22 protein-coding genes are annotated in these 23,154 nt (G+C 66.4%); 12 read left to right on the forward strand and 10 right to left on the reverse strand.

Annotated elements, in window-relative coordinates; all coding sequences use genetic code 11:
- Positions 1-85 precede the first annotated feature (85 nt).
- Complete coding sequence (locus MKW15_RS00410; RefSeq protein ID WP_240855045.1) at positions 86-1,612, forward strand: PorA family protein; 1,527 nt, start codon at positions 86-88, stop codon at positions 1,610-1,612.
- A gap of 409 nt (positions 1,613-2,021) precedes the next feature.
- Here MKW15_RS00410 and MKW15_RS00415 read toward each other — a convergent pair whose 3' ends face one another.
- Positions 2,022-2,981 (reverse strand): alpha/beta hydrolase, encoded by a 960-nt coding sequence (locus tag MKW15_RS00415; protein WP_240855046.1) that lies wholly within the window; start codon positions 2,979-2,981, stop codon positions 2,022-2,024.
- 345 nt (positions 2,982-3,326) lie between these two features.
- Here MKW15_RS00415 and MKW15_RS00420 point away from each other — a divergent pair, with 345 nt between their 5' ends.
- The 6 genes from MKW15_RS00420 to MKW15_RS00445 all read left to right on the forward strand — a co-directional run bounded on the left by MKW15_RS00420 (position 3,327) and on the right by MKW15_RS00445 (position 12,187).
- Entirely contained in the window at positions 3,327-4,814 is a 1,488-nt protein-coding gene (locus tag MKW15_RS00420; protein WP_240855048.1) for an amidase, read from the forward strand.
- A 49-nt stretch (positions 4,815-4,863) separates the two neighbouring features.
- Positions 4,864-6,537 (forward strand): FAD-binding dehydrogenase, encoded by a 1,674-nt coding sequence (locus MKW15_RS00425; RefSeq protein WP_240855050.1) that lies wholly within the window; start codon positions 4,864-4,866, stop codon positions 6,535-6,537.
- A 78-nt stretch (positions 6,538-6,615) separates the two neighbouring features.
- The gene (locus tag MKW15_RS00430) at positions 6,616-7,623 is read left to right on the forward strand and encodes a Dyp-type peroxidase (RefSeq protein ID WP_240855051.1); all 1,008 of its coding nucleotides are present in this window, start codon (positions 6,616-6,618) and stop codon (positions 7,621-7,623) included.
- Between the two features lie 26 nt (positions 7,624-7,649).
- Positions 7,650-8,453 (forward strand): family 1 encapsulin nanocompartment shell protein, encoded by an 804-nt coding sequence (locus MKW15_RS00435; protein WP_240855052.1) that lies wholly within the window; start codon positions 7,650-7,652, stop codon positions 8,451-8,453.
- 75 nt (positions 8,454-8,528) lie between these two features.
- Entirely contained in the window at positions 8,529-10,262 is a 1,734-nt protein-coding gene (locus MKW15_RS00440) for an ABC transporter ATP-binding protein (protein WP_240855053.1), read from the forward strand.
- On the forward strand, positions 10,259-12,187 hold the full coding sequence (locus tag MKW15_RS00445; RefSeq protein WP_308220997.1) for an ABC transporter ATP-binding protein: 1,929 nt from the start codon (positions 10,259-10,261) through the stop codon (positions 12,185-12,187). Before MKW15_RS00440 ends, MKW15_RS00445 begins: the two co-directional genes overlap by 4 nt.
- 125 nt (positions 12,188-12,312) lie before the next feature.
- On the opposite strand, the gene MKW15_RS00450 is transcribed toward MKW15_RS00445, so the two are convergent.
- Positions 12,313-12,990, reverse strand: coding sequence for a hypothetical protein (locus MKW15_RS00450; RefSeq protein WP_240855054.1), 678 nt, complete (start codon positions 12,988-12,990; stop codon positions 12,313-12,315).
- Positions 12,991-13,038: 48 nt separating this feature from the next.
- Here MKW15_RS00450 and MKW15_RS00455 point away from each other — a divergent pair, with 48 nt between their 5' ends.
- The gene (locus tag MKW15_RS00455) at positions 13,039-13,611 is read left to right on the forward strand and encodes a YdeI/OmpD-associated family protein (protein WP_240855055.1); all 573 of its coding nucleotides are present in this window, start codon (positions 13,039-13,041) and stop codon (positions 13,609-13,611) included.
- Positions 13,612-13,694: 83 nt separating this feature from the next.
- On the opposite strand, the gene MKW15_RS00460 is transcribed toward MKW15_RS00455, so the two are convergent.
- From MKW15_RS00460 to rnhA, 6 genes are read right to left on the reverse strand one after another with little or no spacing between them, the layout of a single operon-like run.
- Positions 13,695-14,486: an SDR family oxidoreductase gene (locus MKW15_RS00460; RefSeq protein WP_240855056.1), complete on the reverse strand. Its 792-nt coding sequence runs from the start codon at positions 14,484-14,486 to the stop codon at positions 13,695-13,697.
- A gap of 59 nt (positions 14,487-14,545) precedes the next feature.
- Positions 14,546-15,526 carry an aldo/keto reductase gene (locus MKW15_RS00465; RefSeq protein WP_240855058.1) on the reverse strand — a complete coding sequence of 327 codons (981 nt, stop codon included), beginning with the start codon at positions 15,524-15,526 and terminating at the stop codon, positions 14,546-14,548.
- A complete protein-coding gene (locus MKW15_RS00470; protein ID WP_240855060.1) occupies positions 15,523-15,990 on the reverse strand; it encodes a MerR family transcriptional regulator in 468 nt (155 codons plus the stop codon). Before MKW15_RS00470 ends, MKW15_RS00465 begins: the two co-directional genes overlap by 4 nt.
- A gap of 29 nt (positions 15,991-16,019) precedes the next feature.
- A complete protein-coding gene (locus tag MKW15_RS00475; RefSeq protein WP_240855549.1) occupies positions 16,020-16,487 on the reverse strand; it encodes a gluconokinase in 468 nt (155 codons plus the stop codon).
- Positions 16,488-16,518: 31 nt separating this feature from the next.
- On the reverse strand, positions 16,519-17,424 hold the full coding sequence (locus MKW15_RS00480) for a D-isomer specific 2-hydroxyacid dehydrogenase family protein (protein ID WP_374245756.1): 906 nt from the start codon (positions 17,422-17,424) through the stop codon (positions 16,519-16,521).
- Positions 17,424-17,903 (reverse strand): ribonuclease HI, encoded by a 480-nt coding sequence (rnhA, locus tag MKW15_RS00485; protein ID WP_240855064.1) that lies wholly within the window; start codon positions 17,901-17,903, stop codon positions 17,424-17,426. Before rnhA ends, MKW15_RS00480 begins: the two co-directional genes overlap by 1 nt.
- Before the next feature lie 130 nt (positions 17,904-18,033).
- Between rnhA and MKW15_RS00490 the strand changes: the two genes are divergently transcribed.
- From MKW15_RS00490 to MKW15_RS00505, 4 genes are all read left to right on the forward strand, one after another.
- A complete protein-coding gene (locus MKW15_RS00490) occupies positions 18,034-18,801 on the forward strand; it encodes a methyltransferase domain-containing protein (RefSeq protein WP_240855067.1) in 768 nt (255 codons plus the stop codon).
- A gap of 198 nt (positions 18,802-18,999) precedes the next feature.
- The gene (locus MKW15_RS00495) at positions 19,000-20,304 is read left to right on the forward strand and encodes a DUF4185 domain-containing protein (protein ID WP_240855068.1); all 1,305 of its coding nucleotides are present in this window, start codon (positions 19,000-19,002) and stop codon (positions 20,302-20,304) included.
- A gap of 103 nt (positions 20,305-20,407) precedes the next feature.
- Positions 20,408-20,578 (forward strand): hypothetical protein, encoded by a 171-nt coding sequence (locus MKW15_RS00500; protein WP_240855069.1) that lies wholly within the window; start codon positions 20,408-20,410, stop codon positions 20,576-20,578.
- Between the two features lie 25 nt (positions 20,579-20,603).
- Positions 20,604-21,146: a DUF1697 domain-containing protein gene (locus tag MKW15_RS00505; protein ID WP_240855070.1), complete on the forward strand. Its 543-nt coding sequence runs from the start codon at positions 20,604-20,606 to the stop codon at positions 21,144-21,146.
- Positions 21,147-21,293: 147 nt separating this feature from the next.
- Here MKW15_RS00505 and MKW15_RS00510 read toward each other — a convergent pair whose 3' ends face one another.
- Both MKW15_RS00510 and MKW15_RS00515 read right to left on the reverse strand, forming a co-directional pair.
- Positions 21,294-22,619: a chloride channel protein gene (locus tag MKW15_RS00510; RefSeq protein ID WP_240855074.1), complete on the reverse strand. Its 1,326-nt coding sequence runs from the start codon at positions 22,617-22,619 to the stop codon at positions 21,294-21,296.
- A 14-nt stretch (positions 22,620-22,633) separates the two neighbouring features.
- On the reverse strand, positions 22,634-23,107 hold the full coding sequence (locus MKW15_RS00515; RefSeq protein WP_240855076.1) for a hypothetical protein: 474 nt from the start codon (positions 23,105-23,107) through the stop codon (positions 22,634-22,636).
- Between the last annotated feature and the right edge of the window lie 47 nt (positions 23,108-23,154).

The raw sequence follows: 23,154 nt of genomic DNA on the forward strand, positions 1-23,154 counted from the left end.
CGCCAACCGGTCGGGGAGTCAGTAGTGAATCTCCGACACGGGGCACTAGGGTTGGGGCGTTGAGCTTGATTCACAGGAGTCACAAATGAGACGTTTCTGGCCGGCGCTGCTGGCGTTTTTCGGCGTTGCCTGCATCACCGCGGCCATCGCCATCCCGGCATGGCTGGTTCCTCAGCTTCGGGTGGTGCCCCTCGACCTGGACATCGTGTCCGTGTCGACGACGGTGCCTGCCGACGGCGCTACCGGAAACCGATTCCCCGCCGTCATCTTCGACCGGTGCTCCATCTCGCAGAGCCGCGCCCAGACCCTCGAGGCGCACCTCACCCAGCAACGACGCTCCGTCATCGTCGATCCGTCGGATCGGCGCGAGGCCACCATCCAATCCGCGCAGACGGTGCTCATCGACCGCATCCGCGACGCGAACGGCAACGAGACCGAACCGACCGTCGCCGCGGCCGGTCAGGAGCGCAACTGCGATGACGGACTGCTGACCGCCAACATCGACCGCGTCTCGGTGAACCGCAAGACGTCGGTTCCCAACAACACCGTCAACAGTCTGCAGCTCGAGGCCGCGCCCGAGGGCGTCGACGTCAAGCAGGTGTCCGTCGACCTCGACCGCCGGCAGGGTTTCCAGTACAAGTTCGGCTTCAACGTCCAGAAGCGCGAGTACTACATGTACGACCTGAACACCCGCCAGGATGTGCCCGCGAAGTTCGTCGACGAAAAGGACATCAACGGGGTCAAGACCTACCACTTCGTCAGCGAGGTGCCCGAGCGCGATCTCTCGGAACTGCCCAATGCACAGGGCAACGCGGCCCTCGGCACGATGCTGACGATGCCGGCTCGGTGGTGGGGTATCTCGGGGCGTGGCATTCGACCCAGCCAGCCGATCGAGATGCACCGGTACGCGACGGCCACCCGCCATGTGTGGGTCGAACCCGAGACCGGGACGATCATCGACGGGCGCGAAGACCAGCATCAGTACTTCCGCTCGCCCGACCAGAGCGACGCCACCTCGTCGGCGGTGCGTGATTTCCGGATGGATTCGCTCCGGGGCACCTTCCAGTGGAGTGACGAGACGATCGCCAACCAGGCCGAGAAGGCCGACCACTACAAGGGCCTGCTCAAGCTCGGCGGTTTCTGGTTGCCGCTCATCCTGGGGATCGTCGGCGTGCTGCTGTTGATCGGTTGGGCACTTCTGTTCTGGCGCGGCCGTAAGCGCGACGCCGATGCCGGCGATCCACCACACGGTCCCGATGATGGCCGTGGACCCGACGACGGACCTGGACCCGACGACGAACCCACTCGCGTCGTCGACCGAGAGACCGACAGCCGGGCGCCCTACGCCGCAGCGGGTGCCGGACCGGCAGCCACGACGTCGGTGATCGATCGTCGGACGGACGACGCGGACACGGCCACGCAGCAGGAAGCACGACGCCCGGCCGGCCTGAATCCGTGGGAACGACCCACCGAGCAGATCCCCAAGGTCACCGGACCCCGGCACTCGTCGGACGCCGAGGACGAGTTCCGCCCGGTGCATCGAGAACCCGATGCGGACGACACCGCCACCCGCGGTTTCCGGGATCGCTTCTCACCGCCGCCCGGCGAGTAGTCGGACGGCTGAGGGTGGCGACCCTCCCGTGGTCGGATCTGATGCCAGCCGGGTCCGATCGGCCGCCAAGAAAGTAGGGGAAGAAACTTCGTCCCCTACCCTTGGTGTCCTCCCCGAGAAATTTCTAGCGGAAGACTATGAACCCCGGGGAAGAAGTTCTTCCCCTAGATTTTGCGGGCCCGGCGCCGGCATATTCGCTCAGGTCAGAGGGCTGGCGCCACACTCGTCGGATCAGCGACCTCCACGCGTTGGATATCTGTACGTGACGGGCGAGGCATCGGCACAGTGCAGCTTGTGACCCTCCCAGGTACAGACTTCCGTCGGCGACGCACTGATCACCAACCTCACCCAACCACGACGAAGGCCGGTGACCCGAAGGTCACCGGCCTCGTAAGCCGAGCTCAGTCCGTCAGAAGAAGGCCGGACGGAAGGTGGTCCGCCACGACTGCTTGAAGTCGGCCTGCCAGTAGTCCCACCAGTGGGTGCCGTCCGGGGTGATCCGGGTGGTCAGCTTGACGCCCGGAACCAGTGCGACGCGAGCGATGTACAGCTGGCTGCTGGTCGACGCTGCGACCTCCAGCGGAATCATCTGCGCGAACTTGACCGGGTCGAAGTTGCCGCTGGTCGGGTTGACCGAGGAGTCGTACTTGCTGCCGACACCGGTGCCCGCCGAGACGTACACGTACTTGCCTGCGAGGTTGCCGGCGCTCAGGAACGGATCGTTCTGGAACCACTGACCGGCCGGGTAGAAGCCCCACATGTTGATGGGGTTGCCGCCCATCTCGGCGACCGACGCCATGATGCCCTGGGTGAAGCCCGGCATGGTGACGGTCGGGTAGCCGCTGTAGGACGCGACAGCCTTGTAGAAGCCCGGGTGGCGCGACGCGAGGTTCAGCGCCGAGGTGCCCGACATCGACAGTCCGGCGATGCCGTTGCGGCGGTTGTCGCTGCCGTGCACGCGAGCCATGTAGGCAGGCAGCTCACGGGTCAGGAAGGTCTCCCACTTGTTGACGCCCAGTCGCGGGTCACGCTGCTCCCAGTCGGTGTAGAAGCTGCCGCCACCACCGAACGGGATCGCGACGTTGGTGCCCCGACCACCCATCCAGCGCGCGACGTCAGTGTTCTGCAGCCAGCCGCTGGTGTAGTTCGGGGCGCGCAGTCCGTCGAGCAGGTAGAGCGTGGGCTTGTTGGAGCCACCGGCCGAGACGATGCACACCGGAACGGTGCGGTGCATCGAAGCGGACCGGACGTATTCGACGCTGCAGCCGCGCGCGGCCGAAGCATCCGGGGCGGCGACAAGCGTCGCAGCCGACACGGCCAGCAAGGCCACGAGTCCGGCGACGAGGCGCTTACGGGCGCGAGTCAGCATTCGCATTCCTTACGATCCTTCAAGACCCGATCGGGCCTGCATCAGAGGGTGTTCGTTGAAGGGATTGTATTGGTCCCTTACCGGGTCTGAACCCGTCGTTGGGAAGTGTAACGGCTCGATAACACACCGGCAAAGGCGAGAGCGCGGTCCGAAGCGGCCCAGCACCGGGCGCGGTTGACCCCAAACTGAATGTGACCTGCACCAACGTGATGCAATCGGCGATCGGACGAATCTCTGAAAAACATACGTCCACCGCTCCGCTCACGCCGTCATCGCGGCGTTACCCTTTTGCGTCGTCGGCGGTGATGCAAATCTCTTGTGTCAGGCGTCACTAGTCTTGGACAAGTGAACCTCAGCGAATACCTGACGCTCGACGCAACAGCCTTGGCCGCTCTGGTTGCCCGACGCGAAGTGACCGCCGCCGAACTGCTCGCGCTGGCCCAGCAGCGGGCCGACGCGGTGAACCCGACGCTCAACGCGATCGTGTACCGGATGGATACGACGGCGACCGAGCGCGTCGGCAGTTCCGACCTCAGCGGCCCGCTCGCCGGTGTCCCGTTCCTCGTCAAGGATCTCGGCCAGGAGTATCGCGGGTTCCCGACGTCGTCGGGCTCACGTTCGCTCGCCACACTCGTCGCGGCGGAGCACTCCACCGTCGTGCAAAGATTCCTCGACGCCGGGCTGGTGATCTTCGGCAAGACCAACACTCCCGAGTTCGGGGCCAAGGGCATCACCGAACCCGAACTCTGGGGTCCTAGCCACAATCCCTGGAACCCCGACCACACACCCGGCGGCTCGTCGGGCGGCAGCGGCGCAGCGGTCGCCGCAGGCATCGTGCCGGCGGCGGGCGCCAACGACGGTGGCGGATCGATCCGCATCCCGGCCGCGTGCAATGGCCTCGTCGGCCTCAAGCCGACGCGCGGACTCACCCCGTTCGGCCCCGACACCGGCGAGCTCCTCTTCGGTATGGCCGTCCAGGGCGCGGTGACCCGGACGGTGCGCGACGCCGCCGCCATCTACGACGCGATCGTCGGGCCCTCCCCGTCGTCGGTGTACCCCACCCCCGTCCCCGCCACACCGTTCACCGAGCAGATCGCGAACCGGCCGCGCGGACTGCGCATCGGCTTCTCGACCGCGTCGGCGATCAATCCCGACCCGCACGCCGAAGCGATCACCGCCGTGCAGAACGCCGCGCGCCTGCTCGAGGACATGGGCCATCACGTCGAGGAGGTCACGCCACCGCAGGACGACGCGGCCCTTGCCAAGGACTTCCTCACCATATGGTTCGCGAAGGTCGCCGATCAGGTCGCCGAGGCCAAACGCCTCACCGGCGCCACCGACTCGGACTTCGAGGCCGACACGCTCGCGGTCGCCGAAATCGGCCGCTCGGCGGGGGTGGTGCCCGTCTTCACCGCGCTGAACAACGTCAACAACCATGTTCTCGCGCTCGAGCGGTTCCACCAGACACATGACTTCCTGCTGACCCCGACACTGGCCACCCCACCGTTGCGGATCGGGGCCACCACCACGCCCGCCCTCCTGCAGCGGGCATCGCGCATCATCGCCCGAGTGCGCGGGGGTTCGATCCTGTCGCGGATGGGCGTACTCGACGACCTCATCGCCGAGAACCTCGGGTGGGTCCCCTACACCCAGCTGGCCAACCTCACCGGCCGCCCGGCGATCAGCGTGCCGCTGCACTGGACCGCATACGGACTGCCCCTCGGCGTTCAGTTCGTCGGCCGGCTCGGGGCCGACGGCGATCTGCTCACGCTCGCCGCCGCTCTCGAGGAAGCACAGCCCTGGTTCGATCGTTACGCGACGATCTCACTCTGACGGCAGCCGCAGGACTAGTGTTTGAGCCATCTCGTGAGGGGAGAGAACGTTGACAGAGCAGCAGGCCGACGCGGTGGTGGTCGGTGCCGGACTTGCCGGATTGGTCGCCACACATGAGCTGACGAAGGCCGGGCGCAAGGTGATCGTCGTCGATCAGGAGAATCGTAACAACCTTGGCGCCCAGGCTTTCTGGTCGCTCGGCGGCCTGTTCCTCGTCGACAGTCCCGAGCAACGCCGACTCGGCATCCACGACTCGGCCGAACTCGCGCTGCAGGACTGGATGGGGTCGGCCGGTTTCGACCGCGACGACGAGGACTTCTGGCCCCGGCAGTGGGCCCGCGCCTACGTCGAGTTCGCGGCCACCGAGAAGCGGCAGTACGTGCACGACCTCGGTCTGCGCTTCACGCCCGTGGTCGGGTGGGCCGAACGTGGTGGCGGATTCGCCGACGGCCACGGCAACTCCGTCCCGCGCTTCCATCTCACCTGGGGTACCGGGCCGGAGGTCGTGCGTATCTTCGCCGAACCAGTGCTCGAGGCCGAGAAGCGCGGGCTGGTCGAGTTCCGCTTCCGCCATCAGGTCGACGAGCTGATCGTCGAAGGCGAGAACGGCACCGGCGCGGCGGTCGGCGTGCGCGGGTCGCTGCTGGCCCCCACCGATCTCGACCGCGGCAAGGCGTCGAGCCGAGAAGTGATCGGCGACTTCGAGATTCGTGCCGGAGCGGTGATCGTCACCTCCGGTGGGATCGGCCACAATCATGACCTCATCCGCCAGAACTGGCCCACCGAGCGACTGGGCCCGGCACCGACGACGATGATCTCCGGGGTCCCGGCCCATGTGGACGGCCGCATGCTGGGGATCGCCGAGGATGCCGGCGCCAACATCGTCAACCGAGATCGCATGTGGCACTACACCGAAGGCATCAACAACTGGGATCCCATCTGGCCCGACCATGCCATCCGCATCATCCCGGGGCCGTCGTCACTGTGGCTCGACGCCAACGGAAACCGGTTGTCGCCACCCAATTTCCCCGGCTTCGACACCAATTCGACGATGCGTGAGATCCTCGCCACCGGTCACGACTACTCGTGGTTCATCCTGACCCAGTCGATCATCGAGAAGGAGTTCGCCCTGTCGGGCTCCGAACAGAATCCCGACATCACCAACAAGGATCTGAAGTTCGCGGCGAAGAGCCGATTCGCGAAGGGTGCGCCCGGCCCGGTGGACGCGTTCAAGAACAAGGGCGTCGACTTCGTGGTCGCCGACAACCTACCCGAGCTCGTGGCCGGCATGAACAAGATCGCGCGTGGGCCGGCCCTCGACCTGCAGCAGATCGAACGGGTGATCTCCGCCCGCGACGCACAACTCGACAACAAGTACTCCAAGGACGCGCAGATGATGGCGATCACCAATGCGCGACAGTACTTGGGCGACAAGGTGGTTCGTGTCGCGAAGCCGCATCGCCTGCTCGATCCGGCACACGGCCCGCTGATCGCCGTCCGCCTCAACATCCTGACCCGCAAGACATTGGGCGGCCTGGAGACCAACCTCGACGCCCAGGTGATGCGGCCCGACGGCAGTGCCTTCGACGGCCTGTACGCGGCCGGTGAAGTCGCCGGCTTCGGCGGCGGCGGCGTCCACGGCTACAACGCGCTCGAAGGCACCTTCCTCGGTGGGTGCATCTTCTCCGGCCGCGCGGCGGGGCGGGCGGTCGCGGCTCGCTGAAAAGGGTTGCCTCACCAATATTTTCACAGGTAGCCCATCGTCACCACAGCGACCACCGGGTCCGATAGGGTGGATCTCGTGCCGGTGCCGCAGACCATCCTCACGCGCAAGACGAAGACCGCGATCTTCGTCGTGCTCGTCATCAACGAGGGCGGCGAGGCGCAGGTACGCGACTTCCTCGGGCAGGTACCGAGCCTGACCAATGCGGTGTCGTCGCGTGCGCCCGACATGGCCTTGGCCGGGATCGTATCGATCGGCTCGCAGGCGTGGGACCGCCTGTTCGACGGTCCACGCCCCCAGTCCCTCCGACCGTTCGTCGCCTACGAGGGCGAGGTGCACACCGCCCCGGCCACCCCCGGTGACCTGCTGCTGCACATCAAGGCCGACCAACTCGACCTCTGCTACGAACTCGGTCGCAAGTTCACCGCCGCACTCGGCGACGCCGTGACCGTTGTCGACGAGGTACACGGGTTCCGGTATTTCGATCTGCGCGATCTGATCGGGTTCGTCGACGGCACCGAGAACCCGGTCGGTCAGGCGGCGATCGACGCGATCACCGTCGGCGACGAGGATCCCGACTTCGCCGGTGGCAGCTACGTCGCGATCCAGCGCTACGTCACCGATTTCACCGCGTGGACCGCACTGAGCACCGAGGAGCAGGAAGCCGCGATCGGCCGCACCAAGCTCGACAACGTCGAGATGGCCGACGACGTGAAGCCGACCAACTCGCACATCGCGCTCAACGTCGTCGAAGACGAGAACGGCGAGGAGATCGACATCGTCCGCGACAACATGCCCTACGGCGACGTGTCCGGCGCGGGTGAGAGCGGCACCTTCTACATCGCCTACTCCGCCGGACCCGACGTCACCGAAGAGATGCTCCGCAAGATGTTCATCGGTGACCCGCCCGGCAACTACGACCGCCTACTCGACTTCACCACCGCGGTGTCCGGGTCCCAATTCTTCACCCCGACAATCGATTTCTTCGATGACCTCCCGCCTGCGCCACCGGCGGAAGAGCCCGCCGAACCAGCCGCCCGAGTCCGGCCCGCCGACGGCTCGCTCGGCATCGGCTCCCTACGCTGACCACCCACCCGACACGAGGAGTGACCATGAACAACCTGCATCGCGAACTCGCGCCGATCTCCGAGGCCGCCTGGGCTGAGATCGAGGAGGAAGCCGCCCGTTCCTTCAAACGCAACAGTGCGGGTCGACGCCTCGTCGACGTGAAAGGACCCCTCGGCCTCGACACCGCGTCGGTGACGCTGGGCCACCGCTCCAAGATCGATTCACCGTCTGAGGGCATTCAGGCGTTCACTCGGCACACCCAGTCGCTGGTGGAACTGAAAGTGCCGTTCACCGTCACCCGCGAGGCCATCGACGACGTCGACCGCGGTGCGCAGGACTCCGACTGGGATCCGGTCGTCGACGCCGCCCGCGACCTCGCGCTCGCCGAGGATCGCGCCATCTTCGAGAGTTATGCGGCGGCCGGGATCGACGGCATCCGTGTCGACGCGACGGCAAACCCGATCACGCTGCCCGAGGACGTCCGCGACTATCCGGAGGCGTTCAGCCTGGCGTTGTCGACGCTGAAACTCGCGTCGGTCGACGGTCCGTACTCGATCGCGCTCTCCGCCGACGTCTACAACCTGGTCAACGAGACCTCCAACCACGGCTACCCGATCCGTCAGCACATCCAGCGGCTGATCGACGGTGAGATCGTGTGGGCACCCGCCATCACCGGCGCGTTTGTCCTCAGTACACGCGGCGGGGACTTCGAACTCACCATCGGCCAGGACGTGTCCATCGGCTACGACTCCCACGACGCCGACACCGTGAACCTCTACTTCCAGGAGTCGTTCACCTTCCTCACCTACAGCGGCGAGGCCGCCGTACCGCTCGTGCCGGCCAGCTGAGCCGTATCCCGCTCACAGACAAACCCGTGGCAGCGTGTCGCACCCTGTTGCTAGCCTCGGCGAAGTGACGACACCATGCTGACGCGACTGATTCGCACCTACCTGTCGCGCTACGGCGTGAACATGGTGCTGGTCGTCACCCTCCAACTGGTGGCGACCGCCGCGATGCTGTATCTGCCGACGCTGAACGCCGACATCATCGACAACGGCGTCGCGCAGGGAGACACCGACTACATCCTCCGCATCGGCGGCTGGATGCTGGCGATCACCATCGCGCAGGTGGTGTGTTCGATCACCGCCCAGTATTGGGGTGCACGCGCCGCGCTGGGTGCCGGTCGCGACATCCGGCACGACCTGCTGCACCGGGTGAACACCTTCTCCGCGCGGGAGGTCGGCAGATTCGGCGCGCCGTCGCTGATCACCCGCACCACCAACGACGTCCAGCAGGTGCAGCTGCTGATCGTGATGAGCACCGCCATCCTGGTGATGGCCCCCATCATGTGCATCGGCGGCATCGCCATGGCAATCCATGTGGCACCGGGTCTTTCGTGGGTGCTGGTGGTCGCGGTGCCCGTGCTGGGCGTCACCATGGCCCTGATCATCGCGCGGATGATTCCCGGGTTCCGGGTCATGCAAGACCGCATCGACAAGGTCAACCAGATCCTGCGCGAGCAGATCACCGGCATCCGGGTGGTCCGCGCCTTTGTGCGTGAACGCTTTGAGATGCAACGCTTCTCGGTCGCCAACGATCAGCTGGCCGACGCAACGCTGCGCGTCGGCCGAATGATGGCACTCGCCTTCCCGGCGGTGCTGTTCATCACCAACGTCACCATCGTCGCGATCATCTGGTTCGGCGGACATCGGGTCGCCGACGGCAGCGTGGAGATCGGCGCACTCACGGCGATGATCAGCTACGTCATGCAGATCATGATGTCGGTGATGATGGCGTCCTTCCTCGCGATGATGGCGCCGCGCGCAGCGGTCTGCGCCGAGCGGATCTGCGAGGTGCTCGACACCGAGACGTCCGTGTCCCCGCCGCAAACGCCCGTCGATTTCGCGACCGCACCGTCGACCGTCGCGTTCCGGGCCGCCGAATTCCGGTACCCGGGCGCCGACGATCCCGTGCTGCGCGACATCACCTTCGAGACCGAACGGGGCACCACCACCGCGATCGTCGGCTCCACCGGATCGGGTAAGACGACCCTGCTGAGCCTGGTACCGCGTCTCATCGACGTCACGTCGGGCTCGGTCCTCGTCGGCGGCACCGACGTTGCAGACCTCGACCCCGACGTCCTGCGCGCTGCCATCGGTCTGGTGCCGCAGCGCCCGTACCTGTTCTCCGGGACCGTCGCGACCAACCTCCGACACGGTAAACCGGACGCCTCCGATGACGAGATCTGGGAAGCACTGCGCGTCGCACAGGCCCAGGACTTCGTCGAAGCCATGCCCGAGGGTCTCGACACCCCCATCGCGCAAGGCGGCACCACCGTCTCCGGCGGGCAACGACAACGCCTGGCCATCGCCCGCGCCCTGATCCGGCGTCCCGGCGTCTACCTCTTCGACGACTCGTTCTCCGCGCTCGACCTCACCACCGACGCCCGGCTGCGCGCGGCACTGCGGCCGGCCACCCGAGACGCGGCGGTCATCGTTGTCGCACAGCGCATCTCGACGATCGTCGACGCCGACCAGATCGTCGTCCTCGATCGCGGGCGCGTGGTCGGGATCGGACGGCACGACGAACTGCTCGACACCTGCGAGACCTACGCCGAGATCGCCAATTCCCAACTCGCACTGCAGGAGGGATCGTGACGCGCCCGGGCGGACCGGGCCCCGGCCCGATGATGGGCGCTCCCGGCGAGAAGGCGCGATCGTTCGGCCCGTCGATGAAACGACTCGTTCGGTTGCTCGCGTCGTACCGGATCGCGATGGTGATCATCCTGACCGCGATCGTCGCGTCGGTGATCCTGACCGCCATCGCGCCGCGCGTTCTCGGGCATGCCACCGACCTCATCTTCGACGGCGTCGTCGGCTCACAGCTGCCCGCCGGCATGAGCAAGGAGCAGGTGGTCGACGGCCTGCGCGCACGCGGCCAGGACACGTTCGCCGACATGGTGTCGTCGATGGATCTCACGCCGGGAGTCGGCGTCGACTTCGGCGAGGTCGGCAAGGTGCTGATCATCGTGCTGGCCCTCTACGTCGGGTCGGCCGTGCTCGCCTGGCTCGCGGCCTATCTGCTCAACATCGCCGTCGTCGGCACCATCCGGGGACTGCGGGCCGACGTCGAGGCCAAGGTCCATCGACTTCCGTTGCGTTACTACGACTCCATGCCCCGCGGCGACCTGCTCAGCCGCGTCACCAACGACCTCGACAACCTCTCACAGAGCCTGCAGCAGACCATCTCCCAGTTCCTCAACTCGGTGCTGACCGTCATCGCGCTGTTGATCATGATGATCTGGATCTCGCCGCTGCTCGCCCTCATCGCGGTGATCACCATCCCACTCGCCGTCGGTGCGACCGCGTTCATCGCGAAGAGGTCCAAACCGCACTTCATGGCCCAGTGGTCGTCGACCGGCAAGCTCAACGCGCAGGTCGAGGAGGCGTTCACCGGGCACGAACTGGTGAAGGCATTCGGCAGGCAGAGCGAGATCGAAGACACCTTCGACGAACGCAACGAGAAGCTCTACCAATCGAGTTGGCGCGCGCAGTTCATCTCCGGCGCCATCATGCCGACGATCATGTTCCTGGGGAATCTCAACTACGTCGCGGTCGCGGTGGTCGGCGGATTGCGCGTCGCATCCGGCGCGCTGAGCCTCGGCGAGGTGCAGGCGTTCATCCAGTACTCGCGCCAGTTCACGCAGCCGCTGACCCAGATCGGTTCGATGATCAACCTCATGCAGAGCGGCGTGGCATCGGCCGAGCGCATCTTCGACATCCTCGACGCCGACGAACAAACACCCGACGACGCCGACCCGCAGACCCCTTCCGACGGCCACGGGCTGATCGAGTTCGACCACGTCGACTTCCGCTACGTCCCCGAGAAACCGCTCATCGAAGACCTGTCACTCGTAGCGCGGCCTGGACACATGATCGCGATCGTCGGGCCGACCGGCGCAGGCAAGACGACGCTGGTCAACCTCATCATGCGGTTCTACGACATCGACGCAGGCGTGATCCGAGTCGACGGTGTCGACGCGCGCCGCATGACCCGCGACGACCTCCGCGAACGCACCGGAATGGTGCTGCAGGACTCGTGGCTGTTCGGTGGCAGCATCTACGACAACATCGCCTACGGCGACCCCACCGCGTCCCGCGAAGAGGTTCTCGAGGCGGCCCGCCTGAGTCATGTCGACCACTTCGTGCGCATCCTGCCCGACGGTTACGACACCGTCCTCGACGACGAGGGCGGCGGTGTCAGCGCCGGTGAACGGCAGCTCATCACCATCGCGCGCGCCTTCCTCGCCAAGCCGACGATCCTCATCCTCGACGAGGCGACCAGCTCGGTCGACACCCGCACCGAACTGCTCATCCAGCAGGCGATGGCCAACCTGCGCACCGACCGCACCAGTTTCGTCATCGCGCACCGGCTTTCGACGATCCGCGACGCCGACGTCATCGTCGTGATGGAGGACGGGCACATCGTCGAACAAGGCAACCACGACGAACTCCTCGCCGCCGGCGGCGCCTACTGCCGCCTGTACCGCAGCCAGTTCGCGGGTGCGTTGGAGACGGAGTGACCCATCCCCTGATCGAGTTGCGTCCAGCGGTGTCCGCATCGTCTACCGCTCCCTGAGGTGCGAGCGGAGCGAGCCTCGAAGGGCCTCGCGACCCGACAATGTCGGCAACCACCAACGAATCCCGCTTACCCCGACCCGCGCTCCAACTCCCCCGCGATCCGTCGTTCCAATTCCTGCGCCGCCGGCGCGGGCACGTCGATGAGTCCGTCGAGTTCTGCCCGTGCTTTCCGATAGGCCGCCTGCCGCTCTGCTGGCGTCGCACCACTGTCACCAGCCACGGCGACCAATCGGCGTGCGCGCTCGAGTCGCTCACGTTCGACAGGCGAGAAGTCCGATTGCCGACGACGCCGCGCTTCTCGCTCGGCCGCCTCGAACGCTGCCGCGTAATCGCCGACCGCGTCCCGATACTCCGCGAAGTCCTGCGGTTCCATCACTTCCGTCGACGATGCGGGCCGCAGGTCGTCGGCCCGCACCTTCGCACGGTGAAATGCCAAGGTGAGCGGTTCGCGCATGTCGGTCATCAGCGGAAAGTCGATGAGGGTGGCCAGGTCGAGTTCGTAGCCGAACCATCGCTCATTGACCCCGTCATGGCGTGTGGTCACCTTGGCGATCTGCTCGGCAGACGCTTGCGTGAGCCGAATCTGCTCGGATTGCGCATTCGCCTTGATCTTGGCGAGTTCGATCTTGTCCTGACGCCGCTTCTCGTTGTACCGCGCAATGTGTCCGGCCCAGCCCCCGACAACCCCGCCGATCGGGAAGATCAGCCACCAATAGTCTTGCGCGAAGTTGAGGACCTGGTCCACAACTCAACTGTACCGACGCATCGCACGCACCCGGCTACGCTGACGGGCATGGCCGACCCCGACGCCCCGCACCTCGTCGCCGACACCCTCGACGAATGGCGAGAATGGCTGCGCGACAACCACGCCGACTCCTCGGGTGTCTGGCTTGTGTTCTGGCGCAAAGACTCCGGCCGCGAACCTCTCGATTACGACGAAACGGTCCGGGAAGCTCTCTGCTGGGGCTGGATCGACGGCCACACCCGCACCATCGACGATCATCGTCGCGGCATGTGGTTCACGCGCCGCGGACGCAACAGCGCCTGGGCCGCGTCCAACAAGGCCCGGGTCACCGCGCTGGTCGAATCCGGGCGGATGCAACCGCCGGGGCAGGCCGTCATCGACGACGCCAAGGCCCGCGGGCTCTGGAATCTGCTCGACGACGCGGAGGCGCTGATCGAATCTCCCGAACTCGCCGCAGCGTTGGACGCCAACCCGACCGCCCGCGCCAACTGGGATGCCTTCCCACCCAGCGCGCGCAAATTCGGGCTCAGCCAACTCGCGTTCGCCAAACGTCCGGAGACGAAGACCAAGCGGATTGCCACCCTCGTCGCGCAAGCCGAACGCAACGAGCGGCCCGGTTGATGGACACACCGAGAACTCCCATCTACACATGGAATCTCGTGTGTAAATGGGAGTTCCGGGTGTGTGGTTCTGCAGTTGAGCGACTACAGATCCGGGATGGGCAGGTCCAGGTTCGGGGCGATCAGTCCGCCGTCGACCTCCAGGATCTTGCCGGTCAGGTACGCACCGGCCGGCGAGGCGAGGTACAGCGCGGCAGCGGCGATGTCTTCGGGTTCACCCAGCCGGTGGAGCGGCGTGGCGCCCTCGACGGTCGCCCGCATCTCGTCGTTGGCGGCAACCACTTCCAGCGACGACGTCAGGATCGACCCGGGTGCGATGCCATTGACCCGGATACGCGGATTGAGGTCCATCGCGGCGAGCCGCGTGTAGTGCGCAAGCGCGGCCTTCGCCGTGCCGTACGCGGCGAAGGCGCGGCCCGGCAGCCGCCCCATCGTCGACGTGATGTTGATGATGGATCCGCCGTCGGCCGTCGCCAACATGTGTTTCACCGACGCCGTGACGAGCGCGTGGGCGTTGGCAACGTTGAACTCGAAGGCACCGGTGAGCTGCTCGGGTGTGGTGTCGAGCAACGGTCGGGGCATGGCGCCACCGACGTTGTTCACCACGATGTCGAGCCGGCCGAACTCATCGACCGCGATCTGGGCGAGACTCGCGGCGGCGTCGATGTTGCTGAGATCGGTCGCCACCACCCGCGCCCGGCGCCCGGTGTCGGCGATGTGCCCGGCCACCTTGTCGAGCTCGAATTCACTGCGGGCCGCGATGACCACGTCGGCACCGGCCTCCGCGAATGCGACAGCGATGGCCGCACCCAGTCCGCGGCCCGCGCCGGTGACGATCGCGACCTTGTCGTCGATTCGGAATCTGTCGAGAATCACGCCTTGAGGATGCCACGTCCGAAGCCAAAACGAGAACGTGTTCTAGAAACTGCTCACGCTCACGCCGACCGCCCCGCCACCCACTCCATGTCCGAGGTGCGATCGCCCGCCGGTTCCAGACGCGACAATTGATCCAGTTGCTCCGCCGACAACTGCACGTCCACGGCACCCAGATTCTCCTCCAGGTAGGTGCGGCGTTTGGTGCCCGGGATCGGCACCACGTCGTCGCCGCGGGCCAGCACCCAGGCGAGCGCTACCTGACCGGGAGTTGCTTCCAGTTCATCCGCGATACCCCGAATCTGTTCCACCAGAGCAAGATTGGCGTCGAGATTCGCGCCCTGCCAGCGGGGCAGGGTCTTCCGGAAGTCCGCACCCTCGGCGACCTTGGCCGCGCCGGTCAGCATGCCCCGGCCGAGCGGGCTGTAGGGGACGATCGTCGCACCGACCTCGCGCGCCGCCGGCACATCCGACACCTCGATGTCGCGGCTGAAGATCGACCACTCCGACTGCAACGCCGCAATCGGGTGTACTGCGGCCGCCCGTCGCAGAGAATCTGCATTCGCCTCGGACAGGCCTAGATTGCGCACCTTGCCCTCGGCGACCAACTTCGACATCTCCTCCACCGTCTCCTCGATCGGCCGCGTCGGGTCCACTCGGTGCAGGTAGTAGAGGTCGATGACGTCGACGCCGAGCCGACGCAGCGACGCCTCGACCGCCTGCCTGACGTACCCCGGCGATCCGTCGACCCCGGCGGGATAGCCGGTGTCGGGATTGGTCTTGATGCCGAACTTTGTCGCGAGCACCACCTCGTCACGACGATCCGCGAGCACCTTCGCCAGCAAGCGCTCGTTGGCGCCGCCGCCGTACATGTCGGCGGTGTCGAGCAGGTTGACGCCACGGTCGATGGCGAGGTTGAGCGTCGCCAGCGCCTCGGACTCGTCGGCCGGACCATAGGCGAAACTCATTCCCATACAACCCAATCCGAGCGGTGCGACGTCGAGGTCGCCGATGCGGCGGGTGGCGGTGAGTGTTGTGGTCATGGTTGTGTCCTTCCTCCGTAGGTGGCGATCTTGTATTCGGTAGCGGCTAGCGACAGGGTGAGTTCGGCGATCTGACGTCGCACGGTGTCGCGGTGTTCGAGCAGCATCTCCAGCCGCTCCCCGACCGTCTCGTCCCCCTGATCGACGAGTTCGACGTAGTGCTGGAGATCGCGGATGGCCATGCCCGACAGCCGCATTCGGGACAGGAAGACGAGCCGTCGGACCGCGGCGTCGTCGTAGACACGATTCCCGGTGCCGTCGCGCGGAACGGTCACGAGACCGATGCGTTCGTAGTAGCGCAAGGTGTGCGGGGAGAGATCGAGAAGCTCGGCCGCCTCTGCGACGCCGAGCGGCTCAGTGATCTCGGGGGTCTCGACCAACCGATGGATGACCTCCACAGACATCGGACCGTCGATCTCGCCGAGCGCCGCCAGCGCCCTGGCCATGAGGTGTTCTGTACTCATGACAACGACGCTAGGCGTTTGAGCGCGCTCTAACGCAAGAGCCGCTGGTACAGGCCGTCGACAATGGCGTCGGGATCGTCACCGACATCGACGACCACGCCCGCTTCGTCGGATTCCAGCGGTTCGAGGTCCCGGAACTGCGACTCCAGCAACGACGCCGGCATGAAGTGGCCAGGGCGGTCGGCTTGCCTGCGCGCGATGAGCGACCGATCACCGTCGAGATGAACAAAGAAGGCCGAGGCGCAGTGCGCGCGCAACCGGTCGCGATAGGTCCGGCGCAACGCCGAACAACTCAACACGCCGCGCGGATTCGCCGCAAGCCATTCACCTGCCAGATCAAGCCAGGGCCATCGATCGGCGTCGGTGAGCGCAATTCCGGCAGCCATTTTCACGATGTTCGACGCGGGGTGCAGATCGTCGGCATCGGCAAACGGAACATCTGGTCGCGCAGCAAGTTTCGCTCCGACCGTGGACTTCCCACACCCCGACACCCCCATCACGACGATCGGGCCTCGACCATGGAACACCTCAGTAGTCACGTTCGGTGGACACCACCGACAGCAATTCGTCACCCGCAGTGAATCGCCGAATATTCTCTGCCACATAGGGTGCCAGCTCGCGCGTGAGTCCCGACGACGGGTTCGCGACGTGCGGAGTGATGATCACATTCGGTAGCGACCACAGCGGATCATCGGGCGCCGGCGGCTCGGGATCGGTGACATCGAGTGCCGCACCGGCGATGTCGCCGGCCACGAGCGCGTCGTACAGCGCAGCCTGGTCGATGAGCGGACCACGAGCGACGTTGACCACCCACGCGTGCGAGGGCAGAGCCGCGAACACGGAGGCGTCGAGCAGATGATGCGTCTCGGGCGTGGCCGGCGCAGCCACCACCACATGGTCGGTATCCGGCCACACAGACGCGATCTCGCTGGTGGGCACGGTCCGGTCGGCACCCTCCACCTCACGACCCGACCGGTTCACCGCGATCACCCGCGCACCACACGCACGCAGTCGCGGAATCAGCGACGCGCCGATCCCGCCCGCTCCGGCGATCGTCACCGTCGAACCATGCAGCGATCGAACGGCGGGGTCGATGGCCTGGTCCCAATGCCGCAGCACCGCCGTGTTGATCTGGCGAAGACCGGAAAGCAACAGTGCCAGTGCATGTTCGGCGACATTCTCGGCATAGAAGCCCGACGCGTTGGTCCAGAGCCGACGGTCGTCGAGGATGCCGGCACGCACAAATCCCTCGATGCCCGCGGTCTTGAGTGCGACCCACTCGATGTGGTCGGGCAGCTCGGGGAACCCGTCGGGTCCGCCGATCCACACCAGAACCCGCGCCTCGTCGATCGTGGTCACCTGCGCGCCAGTGCTCTCGACCGCCGCAACGATGTGCTCGTCGCGCTCGGGCTCGATGGCCACCGCGAGGGACATCAGCCGGCCACCCTGCCACCCGCGGCGACATCTCGGGCCGCCGACGTCGCCAGTTCGTCGGCGATCTCGTTGTAGTGATCACCGGCGTGACCCTTCACCCAACGCCATTCGACGGTGTGCCGCTTCTCCTCGTCGACGAGCCGCCGCCACAACTCGGCGTTCTTCACCGGCTTCTTGTCGGAGGTCTTCCAGCCATTGGACTGCCAGCCCTTGACCCACTTCATGATCCCGTTACGCACATAGGTCGAGTCGGTGTAGAGCACGACGGTCGACGGTCGGGTCAACGCCGCGAGTCCCTCGATGGCGGCGGTCAACTCCATCCGGTTGTTCGTCGAATCCGGTTCACCACCGGAGATCCGCTTCTCGGTGCCGCGATACCGCAGGACCGCTCCCCAGCCGCCCGGTCCGGGATTACCGAGACAGGCGCCATCGGTCGAGATCTCGACAACGGCCGCGCCAGCTGAGTTCGATTCGGTCACTGTTGCACCTTAACGCTGCGGACGCAAAAGCCGACGCGCGCGTAGACGCCGGGCCAAACGTTGCGATCGTCGGTGCGACGAACATCCTCCGACATGCCGCCGGGCACCGGTCACGGCTACCCTCGGAACCATGCCGGTCTGGGATCCGACTCGCTACCTTCAGTTCGCCGACGACCGCGCGCGCCCATTTCTCGACCTGATCGCGCAGATTCCCACCCAGCCGTCGACGATCGTCGATCTCGGCTGCGGTCCGGGCCATCTCACCAAGCATCTCCGCGCACGATGGCCAGGCGCCGAGATCCTGGGCGTCGACTCCTCCGCGGAGATGATCAACACCGCCATCGGGGACAACACCGACGCGCTGGCAAACTACGACGTCGCCGACCTCGTGTCCTGGACACCGTCACGACCCACCGACCTGTTCGTCTCCAACGCGGCGTTTCAGTGGGTTCCCGATCAGTTCGACGTCATCGACCGGCTGCTCGAACGCCTCACCGACGGCGGCACGTTTGCCATTCAGGTACCCAACAACGCCGACTCGGCCACTCACCGGACCATCGACGAACTCGCGCGCAGCGACCCGTACCGGGAGCAGCTCGACGATGTGCGGCGTCTTCCGACCGTGTCCCCGCATGACTATCTGACGTTCTTCGCCCAGCGCGGACTCACCGTCAACGCCTGGGAGACCACCTACCTGCATGTGTTGCATGGCCCCGACCCGGTGTACGAGTGGATTTCCGGCACCGGTCTGCGACCTTTCCTGCAGGCCCTCGACGGCGAGAGTCGCGCCCGTTTCGCCGACGACCTGCGGGAACGCCTCGCCGCAGAGTTCGTACCCGAGGAAGCCGGCACCGTCTTGCCGTTCCGGCGTACCTTCGCGGTCGCGACGAGAGCCTGACCGCGCGCAACGCACTCTTTTCCCGGTATCCGTCGGGGTGGTCGGGGCAACGAAGTACCGTCACGGATGCAGCGACTGGTCACGAGATGCTCAGGAAACGGTCACGCATGGATGTCGGACCGGCTTCCCGAGGTCACACGCCGTGATCACTTCTGCAACACTGACAACAACTGTCACGGCTTCACAGGGGGTTTTCCCATGTTCCGACCCGGTTGGCTGCCCCGCGCGGCAGATCGTCGCCGACCGCGCCTTCTGCGGTCGGCGCTCACGGGCGCGACGGTCGGCGCGCTCGCCCTGACCGGCGTCGTCGTCGGGACGCCCACCGCCGAGGCATCGATCTGTGCAGCCACCGGCTTCCACGGCGGTGACGTCGGCAGCACCGGAAGCAGCGGATCGAGTCAGCTCGGCATGGGCAGCCTCGACTTCGGCAGCTACCGGGCAGACGGCAAGAAGCCGCAAGGTCCGCTGCCGCGGCTCAAGGGCCCCAGCCGGGCCATCCAGTGGATCACCGGTCCGCGCAGCCCCAACCGAACCGACAAGCGCTTCTCCATCACTTCCACCGACGTGGGCGTGATGTGGGACAACGGCTCCGGCCAGATCCTGATGGCCTTCGGTGACACCTGGGGCAAATGCGCCGGGCAGATGGTCTGGCGGCACAACACGATGCTGCGCAGCAATCCCACCGCCGACCTCGACAAGGGCATGAGCTTCCCGAACGCCATCCCCGGATCGGTGCGATCGGGAGCGTCGGTGACACCGCAGCACCCGACGTTCGCCCAGCCGATGCTCAACGCGATCGGGGTGCGCAACACCGAGGTCGGCAAGATCCCGACCGGCGGCATCTCCATCGGCGGCGTCCAGTACATGAACTACATGTCGATCCACAAGTGGACCGGACCCGGTCGCTGGGAGACCAACTTCTCGGCAATTGCGGTGTCGTACAACAACGGCCAGACGTGGACGACCAACAACAACACGATCCGCGCGAACGTCGAACTCAGCATTCCGGGCATGCCGCAGGTGCAGGCAGGTCACGGGCGCTTCCAGATGGGTGCGTTTCTGCGCAGCGGCGACTACGTCTACCAGTACGGCACACCCAATGGCCGGCACGGTGCGGCGTTCATCGCACGGGTCCGGCCCGCCGACATCCTGAACCTGAACCGCTACGAGTACTTCGCCGGCAACGGATGGTCGCCCAATCCGGCCGCCGCGGTCCCGATCATCCGCCAGCCGGTGAGCGAGACGACGGTCGCCTACAACAACTACCTCGGGAAGTTCGTGATGCTCACCGAGCGTGCCGGGAACATCATGCTGCGCACGTCACCGTCCCCGGTGGGCCCGTGGAGCGGCGAACGACTCATCGTCGCCCGATCGCAAACCGACGGCCTCTACGCGCCTTACATCCATCCGCGCTCGACCGGACAGATGCTGTACTTCGCGGCGTCACGCTGGGATGACTACAACGTCATGATGATCCGGACCGATCTGTCCAAGATTCGCTGACCACCGGGGTTGCGGTGGTCGTGGCCGACGGAGCGACGCAGGCGTAGCGTCGGGGTCAGGCCGAGCCCGCGCCGCCAATGCCCGCGCGCCGAGAGGAACGACGATGAGTCAGCCTGTTCCCCCACCACAACCCCCACCGGACCCGATCCCGGCACCGGAGCCGATCCCCGAACCCCCGGCCGAGCCGCCGATCCCCACACCTGCGCCGCCGACTCCGGACCCGTCCCCGCGCCCGCCGGAACCCGACCCGCCGCCGCGGCCCACCGTGATCTGACGACCCGACCGGCAGAGGAGCACGAATGACCAGGCGAGTGGTTCTGATTCGTGCGGTCAACGTCGGCGGCGCCAAGCTGCCCATGGCCGAATTGCGGTCCATTGCAGAGGAACTCGGCGCCACCGATGTCTCGACCTACATCGCGTCGGGCAATCTGCTGTGCACGCCGAAGGGCGCGCCGAGCACCTTCGACCGCGCACTGGAGAAGGCCATCGAAGACCGCTTCGGATACTTCCGCGAAGTCATCAGCCGAACGCCGGAACAGTTACAGAGGGCGCTCGACGCGCATCCGTTCGACGTCGTCGACGACAAGTACTCCTACCTCTACTGCCTCACCGGAAAACCCGCCGCCGCCAAGGTCAAAGAGTTCGAAGCGGCGCCCTACGACGACACCGACGTCAAAGTCATCGGCAACGACCTGCACATTCGGTACCGCGAAGGGGCGGGGCGGTCGAAGCTCACCGCCCCTGTGATCGCCAAGAAGCTCGGAGTCGCGGGCACCGGCCGCAACCTGCGCACCGTCCGCACACTGATCGAACTCGCCGGCGATACCCCTCCCGCCGGCTGAGGTGCGAGCCTGCGAGCCTCGAAGCCCCTGGTGAGAGGACCATTGTCGTCTCACCATGCCCCTTCGAGGCTCGCTTCGCTCGCACCTCAGGGAGCGGTAGGGCTCGCTTCGCTCGCACCTCAGCTCAGGCAGCGGTGGGGTCACACGTCACCGACCACCCGGCCCAGCCAACATCCGCTTCCGTAGCTCGTCGTAGATCGGCGGGTTTCGGAGTAGCGCTGAAATGGTCACCGCACCGACGCCGGAGACCAGCATCGGCACCGTCACCGAGGTGATCGACGTCATCTCGATGACCAGCACGATGCCGGTGAACGGCGCCTGCACCACCGCGGCGAACAAAGTGGACAGACCGACGAGCACCAGCGCGGGGGTCAGTTGGTCGCCCAACGCCGGGTCGAACACCCCCACGATGCGCCCGGCCACCAAACCCATCAGAGCACCGAGCGCCAGCATGGGGGCAAACAGCCCGCCCGGGGTCGCGGCCGCATACGACAGTGGCCCGGCGACAAAGCGCACCACCAGAAAGATCACCACCGTCGACAGGGCAAAACCGTGCCCGCTCAACAGTTTCTGAGTGAGGGCATCACCGCCACCGACGACGAGGGGTTCGATCATCATCACGCCGCCGACGATCAACCCGATCGCCGCCGCCTTGATCTCACGCGGAACCGCGGTCATCTTCTCCACGACGTCGAGCAAGACGACCGTCAGCCGCGAGTAGGCGACTCCGCAGACGCCGACCACCGCACCGAACACGACGAAGATCGGCACCGCGGCGGGCGACGGCCGGTCGACCGACGGCACCGCGAAGTCCGGATGATCGCCGAGAACCAGACGCATGCAGCCGACCGCCGATGCCACCGCCGCCAACACCGCCAGGACGTCGACGACGCGCACCCGGCGTCGGATCTCCTCGAACACGAACAGACCGCCGGCGACCGGGGCGTTGAACGCCACCGCGAGACCCGCGCCGGACAGCGTCGTCTGCAGCGTGCGAATGTCCTCGGCACCGGCCCGCAGCAGCCGCCCCGTCGCGGCGCCGATGGCCGCGGCCATGTGCACGGTCGGGCCTTCACGGCCCAGCACCATTCCGCCGAGCCCGATCGAGGCGAGGCCGCCGACGAAACGGGCCGGAACCACGCGTAGCGGCGGAGGATCGGCCTCGCCGCGTTCCACCGCCTCGACGTGCTGAATCCCGCTGCCCGCCGCCAACGGCACCCATCGGGTGGTTGCCGCGCCCAACGCCGCGCCGCAGGCGACCACCACCACGGGTACACACCAGGCAAGCGCTCCCGCCCCGTCGGCCCAGCGCACCAGGTCCTCGCGCCAGGTGTCGAGGTGTTCGAGCAACAAGCGAAACGCGCCACCCACGAATCCGGCGGCCACACCGGCGACCGCCGCTGTCAACGGCAGAACCACCAGGTGACGGCGCGAGGGATCCTGCTCCAACGCCTGGGAGTCGGGATCGTTCACCAGCCCGACCGACGTCAGCGGCGCAAGGCCGAGGTGACCCGGTCGAGGTCCTGCGCCTGTTGCTCCTTCGGCGCCTCCCACAGTTTGGCCGGGAGATCCTCGAGCACCTTGATCGCGGACTCCGCGGCGTCGAGAGCTTCGGTCTTCTCCTCGCCGTCACTTGCCGCAGCGGCGATGAGCCGATCGTCGAGCGCGAACACGGCGTCGTCGAGCCGATCCCGCGCTGCGATCAGCTCGTCGTCGTGCGCGATGCCCGGATTGTTGTGCACGTCGTTGATGGCATAGCGGATACGCCTGTGCAGCAACGCTTCCCGGCTGTTATCGGTGGCCCACGAGTCGGGCGCCCGACTCGGCTTGCCCGGGATGAGATCGGTCGACCGCGCGAACTTGCGGATGCGTTTGTCCGAATCGAACGCGAACCAGGCGGCACCGCCCAGAATGACGAGCGCCACGATCACCGTGACACCGATGACGATGGCCGCGATCATCGGGCGTTCCCCCGGTCCTGTGACCCCCGGCCCTGTGATTCAGACGA

This window comes from Gordonia gummivorans (assembly GCF_022513585.1).
In the GTDB taxonomy this organism is placed as follows: Bacteria; Actinomycetota; Actinomycetes; order Mycobacteriales; family Mycobacteriaceae; genus Gordonia.